The 16,297-nt window shown below is 64.0% G+C and carries 14 protein-coding genes; 4 read left to right on the forward strand and 10 right to left on the reverse strand.

The genetic code is table 11. From position 1 onward, the window contains the following. Positions 1–8: 8 nt before the first annotated feature. Positions 9–1,451 (reverse strand): aldehyde dehydrogenase family protein, encoded by a 1,443-nt coding sequence (locus ACNFG0_RS00355; RefSeq protein ID WP_416763738.1) that lies wholly within the window; start codon positions 1,449–1,451, stop codon positions 9–11. A gap of 95 nt (positions 1,452–1,546) precedes the next feature. Here ACNFG0_RS00355 and ACNFG0_RS00360 point away from each other — a divergent pair, with 95 nt between their 5' ends. After that, complete coding sequence (locus ACNFG0_RS00360) at positions 1,547–2,437, forward strand: LysR family transcriptional regulator (protein WP_196143294.1); 891 nt, start codon at positions 1,547–1,549, stop codon at positions 2,435–2,437. Positions 2,438–2,755: 318 nt separating this feature from the next. Then, positions 2,756–4,258: a glycine betaine/L-proline transporter ProP gene (proP, locus tag ACNFG0_RS00365; RefSeq protein ID WP_196143293.1), complete on the forward strand. Its 1,503-nt coding sequence runs from the start codon at positions 2,756–2,758 to the stop codon at positions 4,256–4,258. A gap of 54 nt (positions 4,259–4,312) precedes the next feature. Here proP and ACNFG0_RS00370 read toward each other — a convergent pair whose 3' ends face one another. The 3 genes from ACNFG0_RS00370 to ACNFG0_RS00380 form a co-directional block, all read right to left on the reverse strand. Beyond that, positions 4,313–6,562 (reverse strand): molybdopterin cofactor-binding domain-containing protein, encoded by a 2,250-nt coding sequence (locus tag ACNFG0_RS00370; protein ID WP_416763739.1) that lies wholly within the window; start codon positions 6,560–6,562, stop codon positions 4,313–4,315. After that, positions 6,562–7,017 carry a (2Fe-2S)-binding protein gene (locus ACNFG0_RS00375; protein WP_196156651.1) on the reverse strand — a complete coding sequence of 152 codons (456 nt, stop codon included), beginning with the start codon at positions 7,015–7,017 and terminating at the stop codon, positions 6,562–6,564. The genes ACNFG0_RS00370 and ACNFG0_RS00375 overlap by 1 nt, the downstream gene beginning before the upstream one ends. Positions 7,018–7,257: 240 nt before the next feature. After that, entirely contained in the window at positions 7,258–7,662 is a 405-nt protein-coding gene (locus ACNFG0_RS00380) for a hypothetical protein (protein WP_196143290.1), read from the reverse strand. A gap of 437 nt (positions 7,663–8,099) precedes the next feature. Between ACNFG0_RS00380 and ACNFG0_RS00385 the strand changes: the two genes are divergently transcribed. Continuing rightward, complete coding sequence (locus tag ACNFG0_RS00385) at positions 8,100–9,236, forward strand: helix-turn-helix transcriptional regulator (protein ID WP_416763740.1); 1,137 nt, start codon at positions 8,100–8,102, stop codon at positions 9,234–9,236. 24 nt (positions 9,237–9,260) lie between these two features. On the opposite strand, the gene ACNFG0_RS00390 is transcribed toward ACNFG0_RS00385, so the two are convergent. After that, on the reverse strand, positions 9,261–9,926 hold the full coding sequence (locus tag ACNFG0_RS00390) for a hypothetical protein (protein WP_416763741.1): 666 nt from the start codon (positions 9,924–9,926) through the stop codon (positions 9,261–9,263). A gap of 305 nt (positions 9,927–10,231) precedes the next feature. On the opposite strand from ACNFG0_RS00390, the gene ACNFG0_RS00395 reads away from it, so the two are divergent. Then, on the forward strand, positions 10,232–10,966 hold the full coding sequence (locus tag ACNFG0_RS00395; RefSeq protein WP_416763742.1) for a TraX family protein: 735 nt from the start codon (positions 10,232–10,234) through the stop codon (positions 10,964–10,966). Positions 10,967–11,075: 109 nt separating this feature from the next. On the opposite strand, the gene ACNFG0_RS00400 is transcribed toward ACNFG0_RS00395, so the two are convergent. The 5 genes from ACNFG0_RS00400 to ACNFG0_RS00420 form a co-directional block, all read right to left on the reverse strand. Then, a complete protein-coding gene (locus ACNFG0_RS00400; protein ID WP_196143287.1) occupies positions 11,076–11,384 on the reverse strand; it encodes a hypothetical protein in 309 nt (102 codons plus the stop codon). Positions 11,385–11,550: 166 nt separating this feature from the next. After that, entirely contained in the window at positions 11,551–12,255 is a 705-nt protein-coding gene (locus ACNFG0_RS00405) for an SDR family oxidoreductase (protein ID WP_416763743.1), read from the reverse strand. Positions 12,256–12,354: 99 nt separating this feature from the next. Then, entirely contained in the window at positions 12,355–13,248 is an 894-nt protein-coding gene (locus ACNFG0_RS00410) for a LysR substrate-binding domain-containing protein (RefSeq protein WP_416763864.1), read from the reverse strand. Positions 13,249–13,429: 181 nt separating this feature from the next. Further along, positions 13,430–14,815: an aspartate aminotransferase family protein gene (locus ACNFG0_RS00415; RefSeq protein WP_416763744.1), complete on the reverse strand. Its 1,386-nt coding sequence runs from the start codon at positions 14,813–14,815 to the stop codon at positions 13,430–13,432. A 12-nt stretch (positions 14,816–14,827) separates the two neighbouring features. Next, positions 14,828–16,294: an NAD-dependent succinate-semialdehyde dehydrogenase gene (locus ACNFG0_RS00420; protein ID WP_416763745.1), complete on the reverse strand. Its 1,467-nt coding sequence runs from the start codon at positions 16,292–16,294 to the stop codon at positions 14,828–14,830. Positions 16,295–16,297 lie beyond the last annotated feature (3 nt).

The following is a 16,297-nucleotide window of genomic DNA, read 5'->3' on the forward strand; positions in this document are numbered from 1 at the left end:
TATTCCTTTCAGGGGCGCAGGTAGGTGGTCTTGACCACGGTGTAGAAGTCGCGGGCGTATTGCCCCTGTTCGCGCGGGCCGAAGCTCGAGGCTTTGCGGCCGCCGAACGGCACGTGGTAGTCGGTGCCGGCGGTGGGCAGGTTGACCATCACGCAGCCGGTCTGGGCGCGGCGCTTGAAGGCGCTGGCGTGGCGCAGCGACTGGGTGATGATGCCGGCGGTGAGGCCGTAGCGGGTGTCGTTGAGCGTAGCCATGGCCTCTTCGAAGTCGCGCACGCGGATCACGCAGGCGATGGGGCCGAAGACTTCCTCGCGGTTGATGCGCATGTCGTTGCGGCTGTCGATGAACAGCGCCGGACGCATGTAGTAGCCGTCGGTTTCCAGTTGCAGGCGCTCGCCGCCTTCGATCAGGGTGGCGCCTTCGGCCTGTGCCAGGCGCAGGTATTCCAGGTTCTGTTCCAGTTGGCGGGCTTCGGCCACCGGGCCGATCTGCACACCAGCGTGCAGGGCATGGCCGACCTTGAGCTGGCGCATGCGCAGGCGCAGCGCCTCGACGAAACGGTCATGGATCGCCTCGCAGACGATCAGCCGCGAGGACGCCGTGCACTTCTGCCCGGTGCCGAAGAAGGCACCGTTGAGCGCGCATTCCACCGCCAGGTCGAGGTCGGCGTCGTCCATCACCACCAAGGCGTTCTTGCTGCCCATCTCCAGCTGGCAGCGCACCAGGTTGCCGGCAGTGGCCATGGCCACATGGCGACCGGTCTCCAGGGAGCCAGTGAAGGTCAGGGCGTCGATGTCGGCCGACTGCACGAGGGTTTCACCGACGCTGGCGCCGCTGCCCATGACCAGGTTGAAGGTACCTTCCGGCAGGCCCTGGCGGCTGATGATCTCGGTCAGCGCCCAGGCGCTGGCTGGCACCAGGTTGGCAGGCTTGAACACCACGGTATTGCCGAAGGCCAGGGCCGGGGCGATCTTCCAGGCGGCGGTGGCCATGGGGAAGTTCCAGGGGGTGATGATGCCCACCACGCCAACCGGTTCGCGGTGCACTTCGATGTCGATGCCGGGGCGCACGGAAGCGGCGGTCTCGCCCATCTGGCGCAACACCTCGGCGGCATAGTAGTGGAAGAACTGGCCACTGCGGTGGACCTCGCCGATGCCTTCGGCCAGCGGCTTGCCTTCTTCTCGCGAGAGCAGTTCGCCAAGCTCTGCCTTGCGGGCGATCAGCTCGTCGCCGATGGCCATCAGCACTTGCTGGCGGGCTTCCAGGCCGGTCGCGGCCCAGCGTGGCTGCGCGGCGCGGGCGGCCTGGATGGCCTGGTGGGTCTGCTCAGCGCTGGCCTGGTGGTAGCGGCCGATCAGGTCGCGGGTGTCCGAGGGGCTGTGGTTGTCGATGGTGGCGTGGCCTTCGCACCACTGGCCATCGATGTAGTTCTTGTAGGTGTTGAGTGACATGGATGAAAGCCTCCGTTTGCCTGGCTTCCATCATGCGAGCAATATGGTGCAAATAAAAATTAATAAAAAAAATGCTTTGATAAGGATCGCTAACCATGTTGCCCGAGTTGAAGATCGCCCAGCTGCGCTATTTCGTGCTGGTGGCCGAGCTCAAGAGTTTCCATGCCGCCGCACGCCAGGCCTACCGCACCCAGCCCGCGATATCGCTGGCGGTGCGCGAGCTCGAACAGAAACTGGGCCAGCCCTTGGTGGAGAAGGGCGGTGGCCGGGTGGAGCTGACGCCCTTCGGCGAGCATTGCCTGCCGCTGTTTCGCGGCTTGCTCGAACACCACGACCGGATCGCCCGTGAGGCCATGCTGCTGGCCCGTCACGAAATCGGCCAGGTCAGCATCGCCACCGTACCGTCGGTGGCCAGTCGCTTGTTGCCAGGGCCACTGGCGCGTTTCGTGGCCGAGCACCCGAACGTGCAGGTGAGCATTCAGGACGGCACGGCCGAAAGCGTTCAGCAGTTGCTGGCCCAGGGGCAGGTGGATTTCAGTATTGGCAGCCTGTGGATGGAGGATGAGCAGGTCGAATTCACGTCGATCATCAACGACCAGGTCGGGGTGGTGTGCCGGGCTGACCACCCGCTGGTGACGGTGGGCGGTGCCCTGCACTGGTCGCAACTGCAGGACGTGCCGATGATCCGCAATGGCACCTCGCGGCTGCTCGAAGGCACCGATGCGGCGTGTTTGCTGGAGCACAGTCGGCTGTTCGTCTCCAACATGATTTCGTTGATCGCGATGCTGGAGGAGGGGGTAGGGGTCAGTACCTTGCCGTACCTGGCGTTTCCCTTGGAGAACGAAAAACTCGCATTCCTGCCGCTGGCAGAGCCGAAGGTGGAGCGCCAGATCGGCATGCTGACACGCAAGGGGCGCAGCCTGTCGCCAGCGGCGCAAGCGTTGATGGGGTTCTTGCGGGCGCAGTTGCCGAGCGCTGGGCATTGAGGATTTCAGGGGCGCTTGGCGCCCCTTTCGCGGCACAAGGCCGCTCCTACAGAAATCACGGGTCTTCTGAGCGGGCTGGCCCCGCGAATGCGTCGGTAACGCCACAACCGCCTTTGCCAAGAACCCGCCACCACCAGGCCTGCGCTGTCTTCAGCGACACCGCCGTACCTGTGGGAGCTGGCTTGCCAGCGATAGGACTGGGGCAAGCAACTCAAGACAGTTGGCTCCCACCGCGCACGGTGTGTGCCCTCACGAGGAATTATTTAGCGTCCCGTTGTATCTGATGCCATAGAACTCGCTCAGCTACAGGGACTGGCCATGAAACCACGGAAAAAAACCGTCAAGCCGATCGGCTTGAAAGACATCACCATCGTCGACGATGCCAAGATGCGCAAGGCGATCACCGCCGCCGCGCTGGGCAACGCCATGGAGTGGTTCGACTTCGGCGTCTATGGGTTCGTCGCCTATGCCCTGGGCAAGGTGTTCTTTCCCAATGCCAGCCCCGGCGTGCAGATGATCGCCGCCCTGGCGACCTTCTCGGTGCCGTTCCTGATACGCCCGCTGGGCGGGTTGTTCTTCGGCGCCCTGGGCGACCGCTACGGCCGGCAGAAGATCCTGGCCGCGACCATCGTGATCATGTCCCTGAGCACCTTCGCCATCGGCCTGATCCCATCCTATGCCTCGATCGGCATCTGGGCGCCGATCCTGTTGCTGCTGGCCAAGATGGCCCAGGGCTTCTCGGTGGGCGGGGAGTACACCGGGGCGTCGATCTTCGTCGCCGAATACGCGCCTGACCGCAAGCGCGGTTTCCTGGGCAGTTGGCTGGACTTCGGCTCGATCGCAGGCTTCGTGCTCGGCGCGGGCCTGGTGGTGTTCATCTCCACCCTCCTGGGCGAAGAACGGTTCCTCGACTGGGGCTGGCGCCTGCCGTTCTTCCTGGCCCTGCCATTGGGCATCATCGGTCTCTACCTGCGCCATGCGTTGGAAGAGACTCCAGCCTTCCAGCAGCATGTGGACAAGCTCGAGCAGGGCGACCGCGAAGGCCTGGCCTCGGGCCCGAAGGTATCGTTCAAGGAGGTCGCCACGCAGCACTGGCGCAGCCTGCTGACCTGCATCGGCGTGGTGATCGCTACCAACGTCACCTACTACATGCTGCTGACCTACATGCCCAGCTACCTGTCCCACAACCTGCATTACAGCGAAGACCACGGTGTGCTGATCATCATCGCGATCATGGTCGGCATGCTGTTCGTCCAGCCCATGATCGGCCTGCTCAGTGACAAGTTCGGGCGTCGGCCGTTCATCATCGCTGGCAGCGTGGGGTTGTTCGTCCTCGCCATCCCGGCTTTCATGCTGATCAACAGCGGCGTGCTGGGTGTGATCTTTGCCGGCCTGTTGATGCTGGCGGTGCTGCTCAACTTCTTCATCGGGGTGATGGCTTCCACGCTGCCGGCGATGTTCCCCACCCACATCCGCTACAGCGCCCTGGCCAGCGCCTTCAACATCTCGGTATTGATCGCCGGCCTGACCCCGACCATCGCCGCCTGGTTGGTAGAAGGTACCAACAACCTATACATGCCGGCCTATTACCTGATGGTGATCGCCGTGGTCGGCCTGGCCACGGGCTTGTCGATGAAAGAGACGGCCAACAAGCCTCTGCGCGGTGCGGCGCCGGCGGCCTCGGACATCGAGGAGGCGCGCGAACTGCTGCAGGAGCATCACGACACCATCGAGCAGAAGATCGAGGACATCGACGCGCAGATCGCCGAGCTCGAAGCCAAGCGCAAGCTGCTGGTGCAGCAGCACCCTCGCATCGAATAGTGGCTGGCTGCGCCAGGCCGCTGTTTTGCACGAGGGCGCTGAGCTTCGGTGGTGTCAGCTGAACGTGTAGCGGCTCAGCGGCATGCTGCGAATCCGCTGGCCGGTCAGCCGCGCCACCGCATTGGCCACCGCCGGCGCTACCGCCGGCAACGGTGGCTCGCCGATGCCGCCCATCTTGGCCCCGCTCTCGACGATGCGCACATGCACCCGGGCCATGCGCGACGGGGGCAGTACCGGGTACATGTCGAAGTTACGTGCCCGTGGCATGCCGTCCTGCCACACCGCTTCCTCCAGCAGCACCTGAGACAGCCCCAGGGCTACCGCACCGTTGACCTGGGCCTCGATGATCGCCGGGTTGACGATGCTGCCCGGGTCGATCGCCTGCCAGATGTCATGCACCTTGACCTGGCCATTGTCGATGGACACCTCCGCGATCACCGCCGCCTCGGAGCCGAACGGCGAGGCCATGGCCACGCCGCGGGCGCGCTTGCTGCCGTCCTCGGCGGTGAACGGGCCGCGCTTCCAGCCCCCGGACAGCTCGCCAACGGCCTGCAGCAAGGTGGTCAGGCGCGGGTTGTCGCGCAGCAGGTGCAGGCGCAGCTCGAAGGGGTCCTGGCCACCTTTGTCGGCCAGCTCGTCCAGAAACGCCTCGTAGAAGAAGTCGTTGAGCGAGTTGCCCACCGAGCGCCAGTAGCCCAGCATGGCCGGCCCTTTGACGTAGACCTGGGCGATGCGTTTGTTGGCGATGGCATAGGCCTTGCCCGACAACCCTTCGAGGGCAGTGGGGTCGAGCTGCTCGCCTTGCTTGCCGGCGATAGCTTCGGTCGGCCCCTCGGTGGCGCTGACGGCTTCGAGAGCGACCGGCAAGCCTTTGTCATCGAGCCCCGCCCGGAATTTGACCACGGCGACTGGGCGCAGCACATCGCGCAGGAACTCTTCTTCGCGGGTCCAGATCACCTTCACCGGGCGCCCGACGGCCTTGGCCAGTGCGATGGCCTGGGGGTAGGGGTTGGCCGAGTCATAGAGAAAATGCCGGCCAAAGAAGCCGCCGAGCAGTGGCGAGTGCAGGGTGATCCGCGCCGGGTCCAGGCCGGTACGTTTGGCGATGTCGTCGCGGAACATATCCGGTGCCTGGTTGGGCAGCCACACCTCGAGGGAACCGTCCGGGTTGAACCGGGCGGTCGTCGACGGCGGTTCGATCTGGGCATGGTTGAGGTACTGGTTGTGATAGGTCGCCTCTACGGTGGTCTTGGCGCCGGCCAGGGCGGTGGCCACGTCCCCTTGCTTTTCATCGTCGCGGCCAGGGCCGGGCTGGGCGGCCAGGTGTTCGCGCCAGGCGTCGCTGGAAAAGTCCTTGGGCATGGACCGGACGTTCGAGCCCGGGCCCGGCTCCTGCCAGTCGACCTGCAGGGCCTGCACAGCCTGCTTGGCGTGCCACCAGCGCTCGGCGACCACGGCCACGGCGCCAGGCAGTTGATGCACCGAATGCACCCCCTTCATGGCCTTGACCTGGGCTTCGTTGCGCAGGCTGGCGACCGTCATCCCCAGGCGAGGTGCATGCTGCACGGCAGCATGGAGCATGCCGTCGACCTTGGTGTCGATGCTGTACTGGGCCTTGCCGGTGGACTTGTCGTAGGCATCGACGCGCTTGACCGGCTTGCCGATCCAGCGGAACTGGCTGGGGTCGCGCAGGGGGATGCTGGCCGGGTCCGGCACGGGCAGGTCCATGGCCCGCTCGGCCAGCTCGCCATAGCTGACGCTGCGCCCGGAGGCCGCATGGACGACCTTGCCAGGCTCAGTGGACAGCTCGCCCACCGGCACGCCGAAATGCTCGGCACCGGCCTGCAGCAGCATGGCGCGGGCGAGGGCGCCGAGGCGGCGCATGGTTGGGTAGCTCATGCGCACCGACATGCTGCCGCCGGTGATGCGCATGCCGTTCTCCATGACCACGTAGGCCTCGCCGGGCGGCGCGCTGTCGACCAGGAAAGTGGCCGGGTCGGCGTCCAGTTCCTCGCCGACGATCTGCGCCATGGAGGTATAGGTACCCTGGCCACCTTCCATGAATGGGCTGAGCAGGCGCACGGTGTTGTCTGGGCGGATCTCCAGGAAAGCCGGTACCTGGGTGCCGCGTTCCGGGGTCGTTGCCGCTGCTGCCTGCACCCGGGCCGAGCCCAGCGGCAGGCCGAAGCCGAGGACCAGTGCGCCCACCGCGGTGCCGGCCAGAAAACGCCGGCGCGACAGGTTGACGGTTTCGCCCGCGCTCAGGTTCAGCAGATCTTCGGGGGTAGCGATTGGCGCTTTCATCAGGCTTTACCCCCTTGGGCCAGGTCGTGCAGGGCGGCATGGATGGCGTTGTAGGTACCGCAGCGGCACAGGTTGACCATCGCCGCGTCGATCTGCTCGTCGCTGGGCTTGGGTGTGTGCTTGAGCAACGCGGTCGCCGCCATCACCTGGCCGGATTGACAGTAGCCGCACTGGGCCACTTGATGCTCGACCCAGGCCGCGACCACACGCTTGCCCACCTCATCGGCTTCGATCGCCTCGATGGTGGTCACCTCGCGACCGACCACACCCGCCACCGGCGTGACACAGGCGCGCACCACGCTGCCGTCGACCAGTACCGAACAAGCGCCGCACTGGGCCAGGCCGCAACCGTACTTGGTCCCGGTCAGGCCCAGGTCGTCGCGGATCACCCACAAGAGCGGCGTGTCGGCTTCGGCATCGACCTGGTAGGTCTTTTGATTGATCTTCAGCTCCATGGCTCACCTGTAATCAGTCGGTTGAAAGGTCGATTCTCGTCAGGCAGGCGGGCGAAGTGCGCCCAATCCAGAAACGCTAGCACAGGCGCGGCGGGTGGCCATCGCCAGGGCCTGGTGAATTGGCTGTCGGTTGACTGAATCGGAGCAACGCGCCCCGTTGGAACTGCCCTGCAGGCCTCCAGGTCGTGCCAGACGTCTGCAGGGGCGCCAAGGTGCTTGGCGCAGATAAACGAGGGGATATCAGCGACGATAGTAGCGGCGATCGTAATCGCGGTAGTCGCGGTCGTAGCGATGGTGCATGGCGCGATAATGGTGGCGTTCCCAGTCGCGACGGCGCTCGGCGGCGCGGCGGGCCTGCTCGCGGCGCCAGTGGTCACGGCGCCAGTCACCTCGGCGGTCGTGCCAGCGGCCATCGTGGTCGTGCCAGTAGCGGTCGTCATGGGCAAGCAGCGGTGCCGATTGCAGGTCGGCGGTGCTGGCCAGGTTGGCCCAGGGGTTGCCGGCGGCCTCGCGCGGAGCCTGGACGGCTGCGACTTCAGGAGTGGCCGCAGGGGTGGACGCCTTCATTTGCGTTGCTGATGCCGAGCCCATTGCCGCGAACGCGAACAGGCCGAGCAGCACTATCCGTGGGACATGGAATTTCATGAGCGAAGACAACCTCTGGTGGACAATGGGATGTAGCCGGCTGGCAAGTGATTTGCCGAGCTTCGTGGCTATCCAGATAGACCGATAAATAGGAAAAAGTTCTAGGCCGCCTCGTATAAATAACGCCCAAGGCTTTTTCTTGGCTGCCCGCGAGAACTGGGCCACAGGCCATAGTCCCAATGGCCGATGCCCGGCCTCCGATCGCTGCCGAGAATGTTTTCTCACGGGTCCAACGAGACGTGACGAGGCGAGGCTGATGGGCCATTTCGACGAGACCATAAATCGTGACCGGCGCCGCGACGGGCATCGTCCGTCAGGTTGCCTTGAGCTTCGCCAGGGCGGGTACACTGCCTGGTGAGCCTCATGCGATCGGCCACAAGGCCTGATGGCAGTGCTTCCAACACCGTGCCAACGTCAACAAGAAAAGCGGTTTTTCAATGCACAACCTCAGCGTCGAGTCGTTCAGTGACCTAGTCGGCAAACTCTATCAGGGGCCACGGGAGACCATTCCCTGGGCCACATTCCTCAACCAGCTCAATGTGCAGATGCGCAGCAAGTACGTCACGTTCATGCTGCGCCTGCCACGCCATCTGGATGTCGGCCTGATGATCAACACCACCGGCTCCACGGCGCAGATCACCAGCTCCTACAACCAGTACTTCTTCGCCCTCGACCCATTCGTCGACCTGCCCAATCGCCAGGTGGTCACCAACTCGGAGTTCATCACCGACAACAACTGGCTGAATTCGGAGTTCTACAAAAGTTTTCTCGAGCCATTGGACGTGTTCCATATCCTGGGCGCAGACATCACCACGTGCGACGGCGTCAATTGCCGGATCCGCATCAGCCGAAGCCGCACCGCGCCTGGCTTCGGCGATGACGAAAAGGCGTTGTTGGCGCAGTTCATTCCGCACCTCGAGCGTTCGGTCGAAATCCATACCCAGCTCAACCGCATCGCCACCGAGCGTAACCTGTATGCCGAGGCGGTGGACCAGCTCGAGGTCGGCACGATCCTGCTCGATGAGGCTGGCCATGTGCTGCAGACCAACGAGGTTGCCAATGACCTGATCCAGGCCAAGGATGGCATCAGGTTGGTCCAGGGCTCGCTGGTGGTCGGCAGCAGCCGCGAGACCCAGGAGTTTCGCCGCCTGGTCAAACGCTCCCTGCTCTCGCACAAGAGCAATACCCCATCGGTGGTCGAAGCCCTGCGGGTCAAGCGTGCTTCCGAGCGCGCGGACCTGGGCATCATCGTGCGCTCGGTACCGCCGCTGGAATGGAGCGAAGGCAAGCAGTGCCCGGCGGTGGTGATCTTCATCAGCGACCCGGAGCGGCATTCCAGCGCGCCGAAGGAAATCGTCAGCGCGCTGTTCAACTTGACACCGGCAGAAACCAGCCTGGCCATGTTGCTGGCCAACGGCTTGACCAAGGACGAGGCCTCGATCGAGCTGGGCATCAGCAGCAACACGGCACGTGCGCACCTACGGTCGATCTTCTCCAAGACCGGGGTGACGCGTCAGACGATGCTGGTGCGTTTGATCCTGCGCAGTGTCGCGACCTTGGGGTCAGAGGTGTGACAACGCTCACGACTTCAGCAGCTGCTATTTGCATGCATACTGGTCTGGGCCGCCTGCGATTCCTTTGATTTTCACGGGTGAATAAGGGCGCCTGCACGCGCTATAAAGCGCCCTTTCTCCGGTGAATGTTCCTGCCATAGCCTTGCCTGCAGCGATCGTCCACAAGCCGTATTGATCCTTTGCACAATCGTAGGCAGCACCTGCGTCGGTCAGCGGTGCCTTGTCGAACGGCGCGGGGTTCTTGATGCAGAACGTTAACTCGATGTCGAAGTTGCAGACGTTGTAGAAGCGATTGCCGCGGTATTCAACGCACTGTGGCAAGGCGTGGTCCTTGAGCGATGCAATGAGCGCATCTTGACTCCCCGGCGTCGGCGCCTGGGTGTAGTAAGTGTTGGCCTCGGCGGGCTGATGGGGAGTGATGGCTTCGCTTGCCTGGGCTTGGCTTGCAGTGTAAGTGTTGGCTGAGGCTTCGACTGCCGTTGCGACCGTTTCCATGTCGTCTTCGTCCAGGGTATTGCCCAAGGTGAAGACGTCCATGATCAGCGCGAAAGGCAGCGCAAGGCTCATGATCCCCACGCCTAAGACGTCTCCGTCCTTGGCCGCGTCGGCGATCATGTCACCGGTCTGTCCGGTATGGGTGGAGCAGCCGCAAAGCGTCAGCAAACCGATGATCGTCGCTGTTTTGCGCATGATTGTTTCCTATGGAAGGGTATTCAGGCAGGGATAGGGGCCAGCGCCATGCTTGCGTGTGAGCAGTCTGGTCGTTTTTTTTTTTTGGGTTTTGCGGAACTATTTGCAAGGCGTGTTGTATCGCCTGGCTGGCCCGGCGATCTTCTCTAGCGGCATGGATTGATGTCAATACGCCTTGGCGAAATGCCGACAGCGGTGTCGGAAATTGACTGTGACGTCGACCCGATGTTGGGCAGCGTCCAGGAGGCGCTTCGTTACAGCCCTTGATGCAGTACGCAGACGGTGGGTAGCCCGAGGAGTATGCCGTGAACCTCAGAGAAGCCAACGCCAGTAGTGGACGCCATGCTGGACAGGACCTGATCAAGTGGATCGCCCTGTTGACCATGGTGCTCGATCACATGCGCCTGGCCTGGCCGACGCTCAGTGACCTGTTCGTGCTTGGCCGGCTTTCGTTCCCCTTGTTCTGCCTGGCCATCGCGATCAACGTTTCGCGCACTCGGCCAGGCGAGCTGTTCACCCGCAGCAACGGCCGGTACCTGGCGCTGCTGGTGCTGTTCGCTGCGCTTTCAGAGGTGCCGTATCGCCTGATTGGCACCTCGGACACGTTCAATGTGCTGGTGACCCTGGCCCTGGGCCTGCTGGTGGCCTGGGGGGCGCACCACCGAAGCGTCGAAAGCCTGGCGATGGCCGCCGCGGCGGTAGCACTCGCTGGTTTGCTGAACGAGCCGCTCATGTATGGCTTCTTTGGCGTGCTCCTGCCTTCGGCCTTGTTGCTGGCGATAAAGCGCCCGGCGCTCTTTGCGTTCGTGCCCGTTGCGCTGTGCGTCATCATCAATACGCGTACCGGGTTGTTCGCACGTGCCGTGCAGCTGGAGCCCTACGCCATGCTGGCGTTGCTGGTCGCCGCGTTTGCGCCCGTACTTGGGCTGGCGCTGTTCTGGTGCAAGCTGCCCTTGCGAGTAATGCCGGTCACCCAATGGAGCTACTGGTTCTACCCAGGCCATCTCGCTGTGCTGCTCGGTATACGCAACGTGTTCTAGCGCTTTTTCCACTTGGCGTCGCTGCCGTTGGCCAACTGCCACGCGGCCTCTTTCAGAAGGCCCGGCAGGCGCCAGGGCAGTTACCCACCCCGGCGCCGCTCATCGGCAATCAGCGGTTCTTGTCCCATTGCTGAGTGTCGCTTTGCGATTGTTGCCCACCCATGCGGTCCCTGTCGGAGGGGTTCTGCTTGTCGGTTCTGCCCTGGCCAGCCTGGCCGCCCTGGCTTCCGGATTCCCGGGAGCGATCCCAGTCCTTGTTCATCTTGTCCTCAGGCTTGCGGTCCGATTGCTGCCCCCCTTTTTGCGGGTTGGGCATGCCGCTTCCCGAGCCCTGGCCACCTTGTTGGCCTGTGCCTGTGTTGTTGCCCATGCCAGTGTTGGTGTCGCCTTGGTTACCCTTGTCTTGATTGTTAGCCATGGTCGCTTACCTCAAGTCAAACACAGGAAGGTCTGTGTCCAATTTGGAGTGACCGGCTCCGTCTCGGTATGCATTTATCGCAACCTTTTCGGACCAAGCGCGTTAACAACCAGCGGGCCGGCCTTTAAAGCGCCAAGCACAGGTTCGAGCCCGCAAGACGACCGCATCAGATGCTACGCGTCACCCCACCATCGACCCTGATGTTCTGCCCGGTGATGTAGGCCGCGCCATCGCTGGCGAGGAAGGCAATGGTCGCGGCGATTTCTTCGCTGGTGCCGTATCGCTTGAGCGGCACGCTGTCGCGACGCTGATCGGTGGCTGGCAGGCTGTCGATCCAGCCGGGGAGTACGTTGTTGATGCGCACATTGTCGGCGGCGAAGTTGTCCGCGAAGATCTTGCTGAACGCCGCCAGGCCAGAACGGAACACCGCCGAAGTGGGGAACAGTTCGCTGGGTTCGAAGGCCCAGGCCGTGGAGATGTTGATGATCACGCCGCCTTTTTGCCGCTGCATGATCGGCGTCACCAGGCGTGCAGGGCGGATGACATTGAGCAGGTAGGTCTCCATGCCTTTGTGCCATTCTTCATCACTGATCTCGAGGATGGGCGCGCGAGGACCGTGGCCGGCGCTGTTGACCAGTACATCGATGCGGCCCCATTGCTCGATGACGGCATCGACCAGCCGCTGCAGGTCTTGCACCGACTGGTTGCTGCCGGTCACGCCGATACCGCCGAGTTCGTTAGCCAGCGCCTCGCCCTTGCCCGAAGACGAAAGGATGCCGACCTTGAAGCCATCGGCTGCGAGACGACGTGCCGCGGCTGCACCCATGCCACTGCCGCCGGCGATGATGATCGCTACTTTTTCTACAGACATGCTACCTCCTGAGCATTGAAAACCACGCTGTTGCAAGGTTTCACACTAGCAGCCGCATAAGCATCCAGGGAGGCAGCCCAGCGTTGCCGAGCCAGTAGATTAGCTATTGTCTACCTGGGCTTTGAACCAGTGCCTGACGATATCCAGGGCCGCAGGCTGTTGTGCCTTGCGTGGCCATACGAGGTAGAACGCTTTGTCTAGCCGCAGGTGCTGAGGGAAAACCTGCACCAGCCTGCCTGTGGCGAGATCGTCTTTGACGAACGCCTGGCTGGCAAGGGCAATGCCTTGCCTGGCAACGGCAGCATCGATCGCCAGCGATGTCTGGTTGAAATGTACATGCTTGGTTGTCGTTGCGGGGTGGCCGGGAAACACGGTGGCGATGAACTGCGGCCAATAATCATGGGCATCGTGAAGCGCAACGTACCCTTGCAGCGCTTCGAAGCGATCGGGGATGCCGCGTTCGGCCAGCAGGGCGGGGCTTGCCACCGCGACGATCCGCTGCTCCATCAACAGCTCGGCGTTCAGGCCAGCCTCGAAGGGTGGTTGGCCGTAGCGCACGGCGATATCGACGCCATCGGTATGGAAATGTGAAAGCCGTTCGGTGGCCAGCAGTCGCAGGTCGATGTCTGGATGTGTCTGGGCAAAGTGTCCCAGCTTGGGGATCAGCCATTTCGAGGCAAAGGTCGGGGTAACGCTGACGGTGAGATGTGAGGGTTCTGGGCGCAGCAGCCGGGTCGCCTCGTCAAGCATTGTCAGCGCGCTGCGAACGCTCGCGCTGTAGGCCCGCCCGGCATCGGTCAGGCCTAGGCCGCGGGGCAGGCGGTCGAACAGGCGAACTTGCAGGCTCGCCTCCAGTCCACGTACCTGCTGGGCAACGGCAGCCTGGGTCACGCCAAGTTCCTCGGCGGCGAGGCGAAAGTTCAGGTGACGCGCCACCACTTCTAACACGCGTAGCGCATTGAGTGAGGGCAAACCAGGGAAACCTGCGGGCATGGCAATGGGTTTTCTATTGGGTAACGAGGGCTGGGCTGTTGGGCCGAGTGTGGCACGTGTTTCTCTGCCAAGGAAAGCCGGGCCAATCGCGGGACAAGCCCGCACTCACCGTGAGCACTACACAGCCCCTGTAGGAGCGGCCTTGTGCCGCGAAAGGGGCGCATAGCGCCCCCCAGCATCCTCAACCCAACACGTTCCCCGCCACTTCATCCACCGCCGCTTTGGTGATGGCCACGATGCGCTCGGCATCCTGCTTGTCCAGCACCAGCGGTGGGGCGAAACCGAGAATGTCGCCATGGGGCATGGCACGGGCGATCATGCCCCGCTCCAGGCACGCCGCCGATACCTGCGGGCCGACCTTCAATGCCGGGTCGAATGCGGTGCGGGCTTCGCGATCGGCCATGAATTCCACCGCGCAGAGCATGCCGTCGCCGCGTACCTCGCCCACCAGCGGGTGGCCTTCGAAGGTCTCGCGCATGCGCTGGTTGAGGTAGGCGCCAACCACCTCGGCGTTGCCGGTCAGGTCCTCGCGCTCGAGGATGTCCAGGTTGGCCAGGGCCGCCGCAGCGCAGATCGGGTGGCCGGAGTAAGTCCAGCCATGGCCCATGGGGCCGGCCTTCTGCGAGCCTTCCTCGATCACGTTCCATACCTTCTCGCCGACGATCACCGCCGACAGCGGCGCATAGGCGCTGGTCAGGCCTTTGGCGGTGGTGATCAGGTCCGGTCGGATGCCATAGCGCTGGCTGCCCATCTTCGAGCCCAGGCGGCCGAAAGCGCACACCACTTCGTCGGCGATCAGCAGCACGTCGTAGCGGTCCAGCACGGCCTGGATCGCCGCCCAGTAGCCCTTGGGCGGGACGATGATGCCGCCGGTGCCCATCAACGGCTCGCCGATGAAGGCGGCCACGGTGTCGGGGCCTTCGGCGAGGATCAGCTTTTCCAGTTCGTCGGCGCAGTAGCGCACGAAGGCCTGCTCGTCCATGCCAGCCGGGGCCTTGCGGTACCAGTGTGGGCAGACGGTGTGGGTGACGCCCGCCACCGGCAGGTCGAAATGCTGGTGGAAGCTGGGCAGGCCGGTGAGGCTGCCGGTCATGATGCCCGAGCCATGGTAGCCACGGTCGCGGGAGATGATCTTCTTCTTGTTCGGGCGCCCGAGGATGTTGTTGTAGTAGCGCACCAGCTTGACCTGGGTCTCGTTGGCGTCGGAGCCGGAGAGGCCGTAGTAGACCTTCTTCATGCCCACAGGTGCCCAGTCGATGATACGGCTGGAAAGCTCGATGATCGCCTCGGTGGAGTGGCCCACATAGGTGTGGTAGTACGCCAGCTCCTTGGCTTGGCGATGGATCGCGTCGGCCACTTCGGTGCGGCCGTAGCCGATGTTCACGCAGTACAGCCCGGCGAAGGCATCGATCAGCTCGCGGCCTTCGTGGTCGCGCAGGCGGATGCCCTCGGCACCGGTGATGATCCGCCCCTTGAGCGCGCCGCTGGCGTGGTCATGGGCGTGGGTGGATGGGTGCATGAAGTGGGCACGGTCTTGCTCGAACAGCTGGTTGTATTCTGGGTTCATGGCAAACACTCCTTAGAATTGACCTTGGTGGTGCACGCAGAAATATTTGGTCTCGACGAATGGCTCGAAGCCCTCGTTGCCACCTTCACGGCCCAGGCCCGAAGCCTTCATGCCGCCGAACGGGATGGGGTGACCGGTGAACTTCACGCCGTTGACCGCGACCATGGCGTGGTCCAGCCGACGGATCAGCGGCTGCACCACGTCCAGGCGGTTGGAACAGATGTAGGCGGCCAGGCCGTACTCGGTATCGTTGGCCATCTCGATGGCCTGCTCCAGGGTGTCGAAGGGCATCACCCCGGCGATGGGGGCGAAGTTTTCTTCCTGGTAGATGCGCATGGCCGGCGTCACGTCCGCCAGCACGGTGGGCTGGTAGAACCAGCCGCCCAGGGCATGGGCTTCACCTCCCACCAGGCGGCGGGCGCCCTTGGCGATGGCATCCTCGACCCGTGCCACCGTGGCGTCGAAGGCGCCCTGGTGCATCAGCGGGCCGACGTCGGCCGAGGTCTCCTGGCCATCGACCATCGCCGGCCCCACGCGCAGGGCCCGCACCGCCTCGGCGAAGCGGCCGAGGAAGGCTTCGTACAGCGGGCGCTGGACCATGATGCGGTTGGCCGCGCAGCAGTCCTGGCCGGAGGTCTGGAACTTGGCGGCGACGGCGACCTTCACCGCCAGGTCCAGGTCGGCGTCGGCACAGACGATGAAGGGCGCATTGCCGCCCAGCTCCAGGGCGACCTTCTTCACATCATGGGCCGCAGCCTGCAGCACCAGTTTGCCGACCCGGGTGGAGCCGGTGAAGCTGACCGAGCGCACCCGCGGATCGCGCACCAACGTTTCCATGGCCATCTGCGGCTCACCGATGACCACGTTGAACACCCCCGGCGGCAGGCCTGCGTCCTCGGCCAGTTGGGCCAGGGCCAGGGCCGAGTAGGGCGTCTCATGGGCCGGCTTGACCACCACGGTGCATCCGGCGGCCATGGCTGCGGCAGCCTTGCGGGTGATCATGGCGCTGGGGAAGTTCCAGGGCGTGAGCAGCGCGCACACGCCTACCGGCTCCTTCACCGTGCCAAGGTCGGCGCCGGGGATATGGCTGGGGATGGTCTGGCCGTACAGGCGGCGGGCCTCTTCGGCGAACCAGGGGATGAAACTGGCGGCATAGGCGATCTCACCGCGCGCCTCGGCCAAGGGCTTGCCTTGCTCCTGGCTGAGGATGCGCGCCAGGGTCTGCTGGTGTTCGAGGATCAGTTCGCCCCAGCGGCGCAGCAGCGTCGCACGTTCTTCCAGGCGCAGGTTGCGCCAGGACGTAAAGGCACGCTGGGCGGCGTCCACGGCGGCGACGATCTGCTCGTGGTCGAGCAGCGGTACATGGCCGATGGTCTGGCGGTTGGCCGGGTCGAGGACGGCGATGCTGTTGCCGCTGGTGCTATGCAGCCATTGGCCGTCCACATGGCACAGTTGCTTGAACGGGTATTCGTCTGACATGAG

The sequence above is a fragment of the Pseudomonas sp. NY15372 genome, assembly GCF_048068215.1.
GTDB lineage: Bacteria > Pseudomonadota > Gammaproteobacteria > Pseudomonadales > Pseudomonadaceae > Aquipseudomonas > Aquipseudomonas guariconensis_A.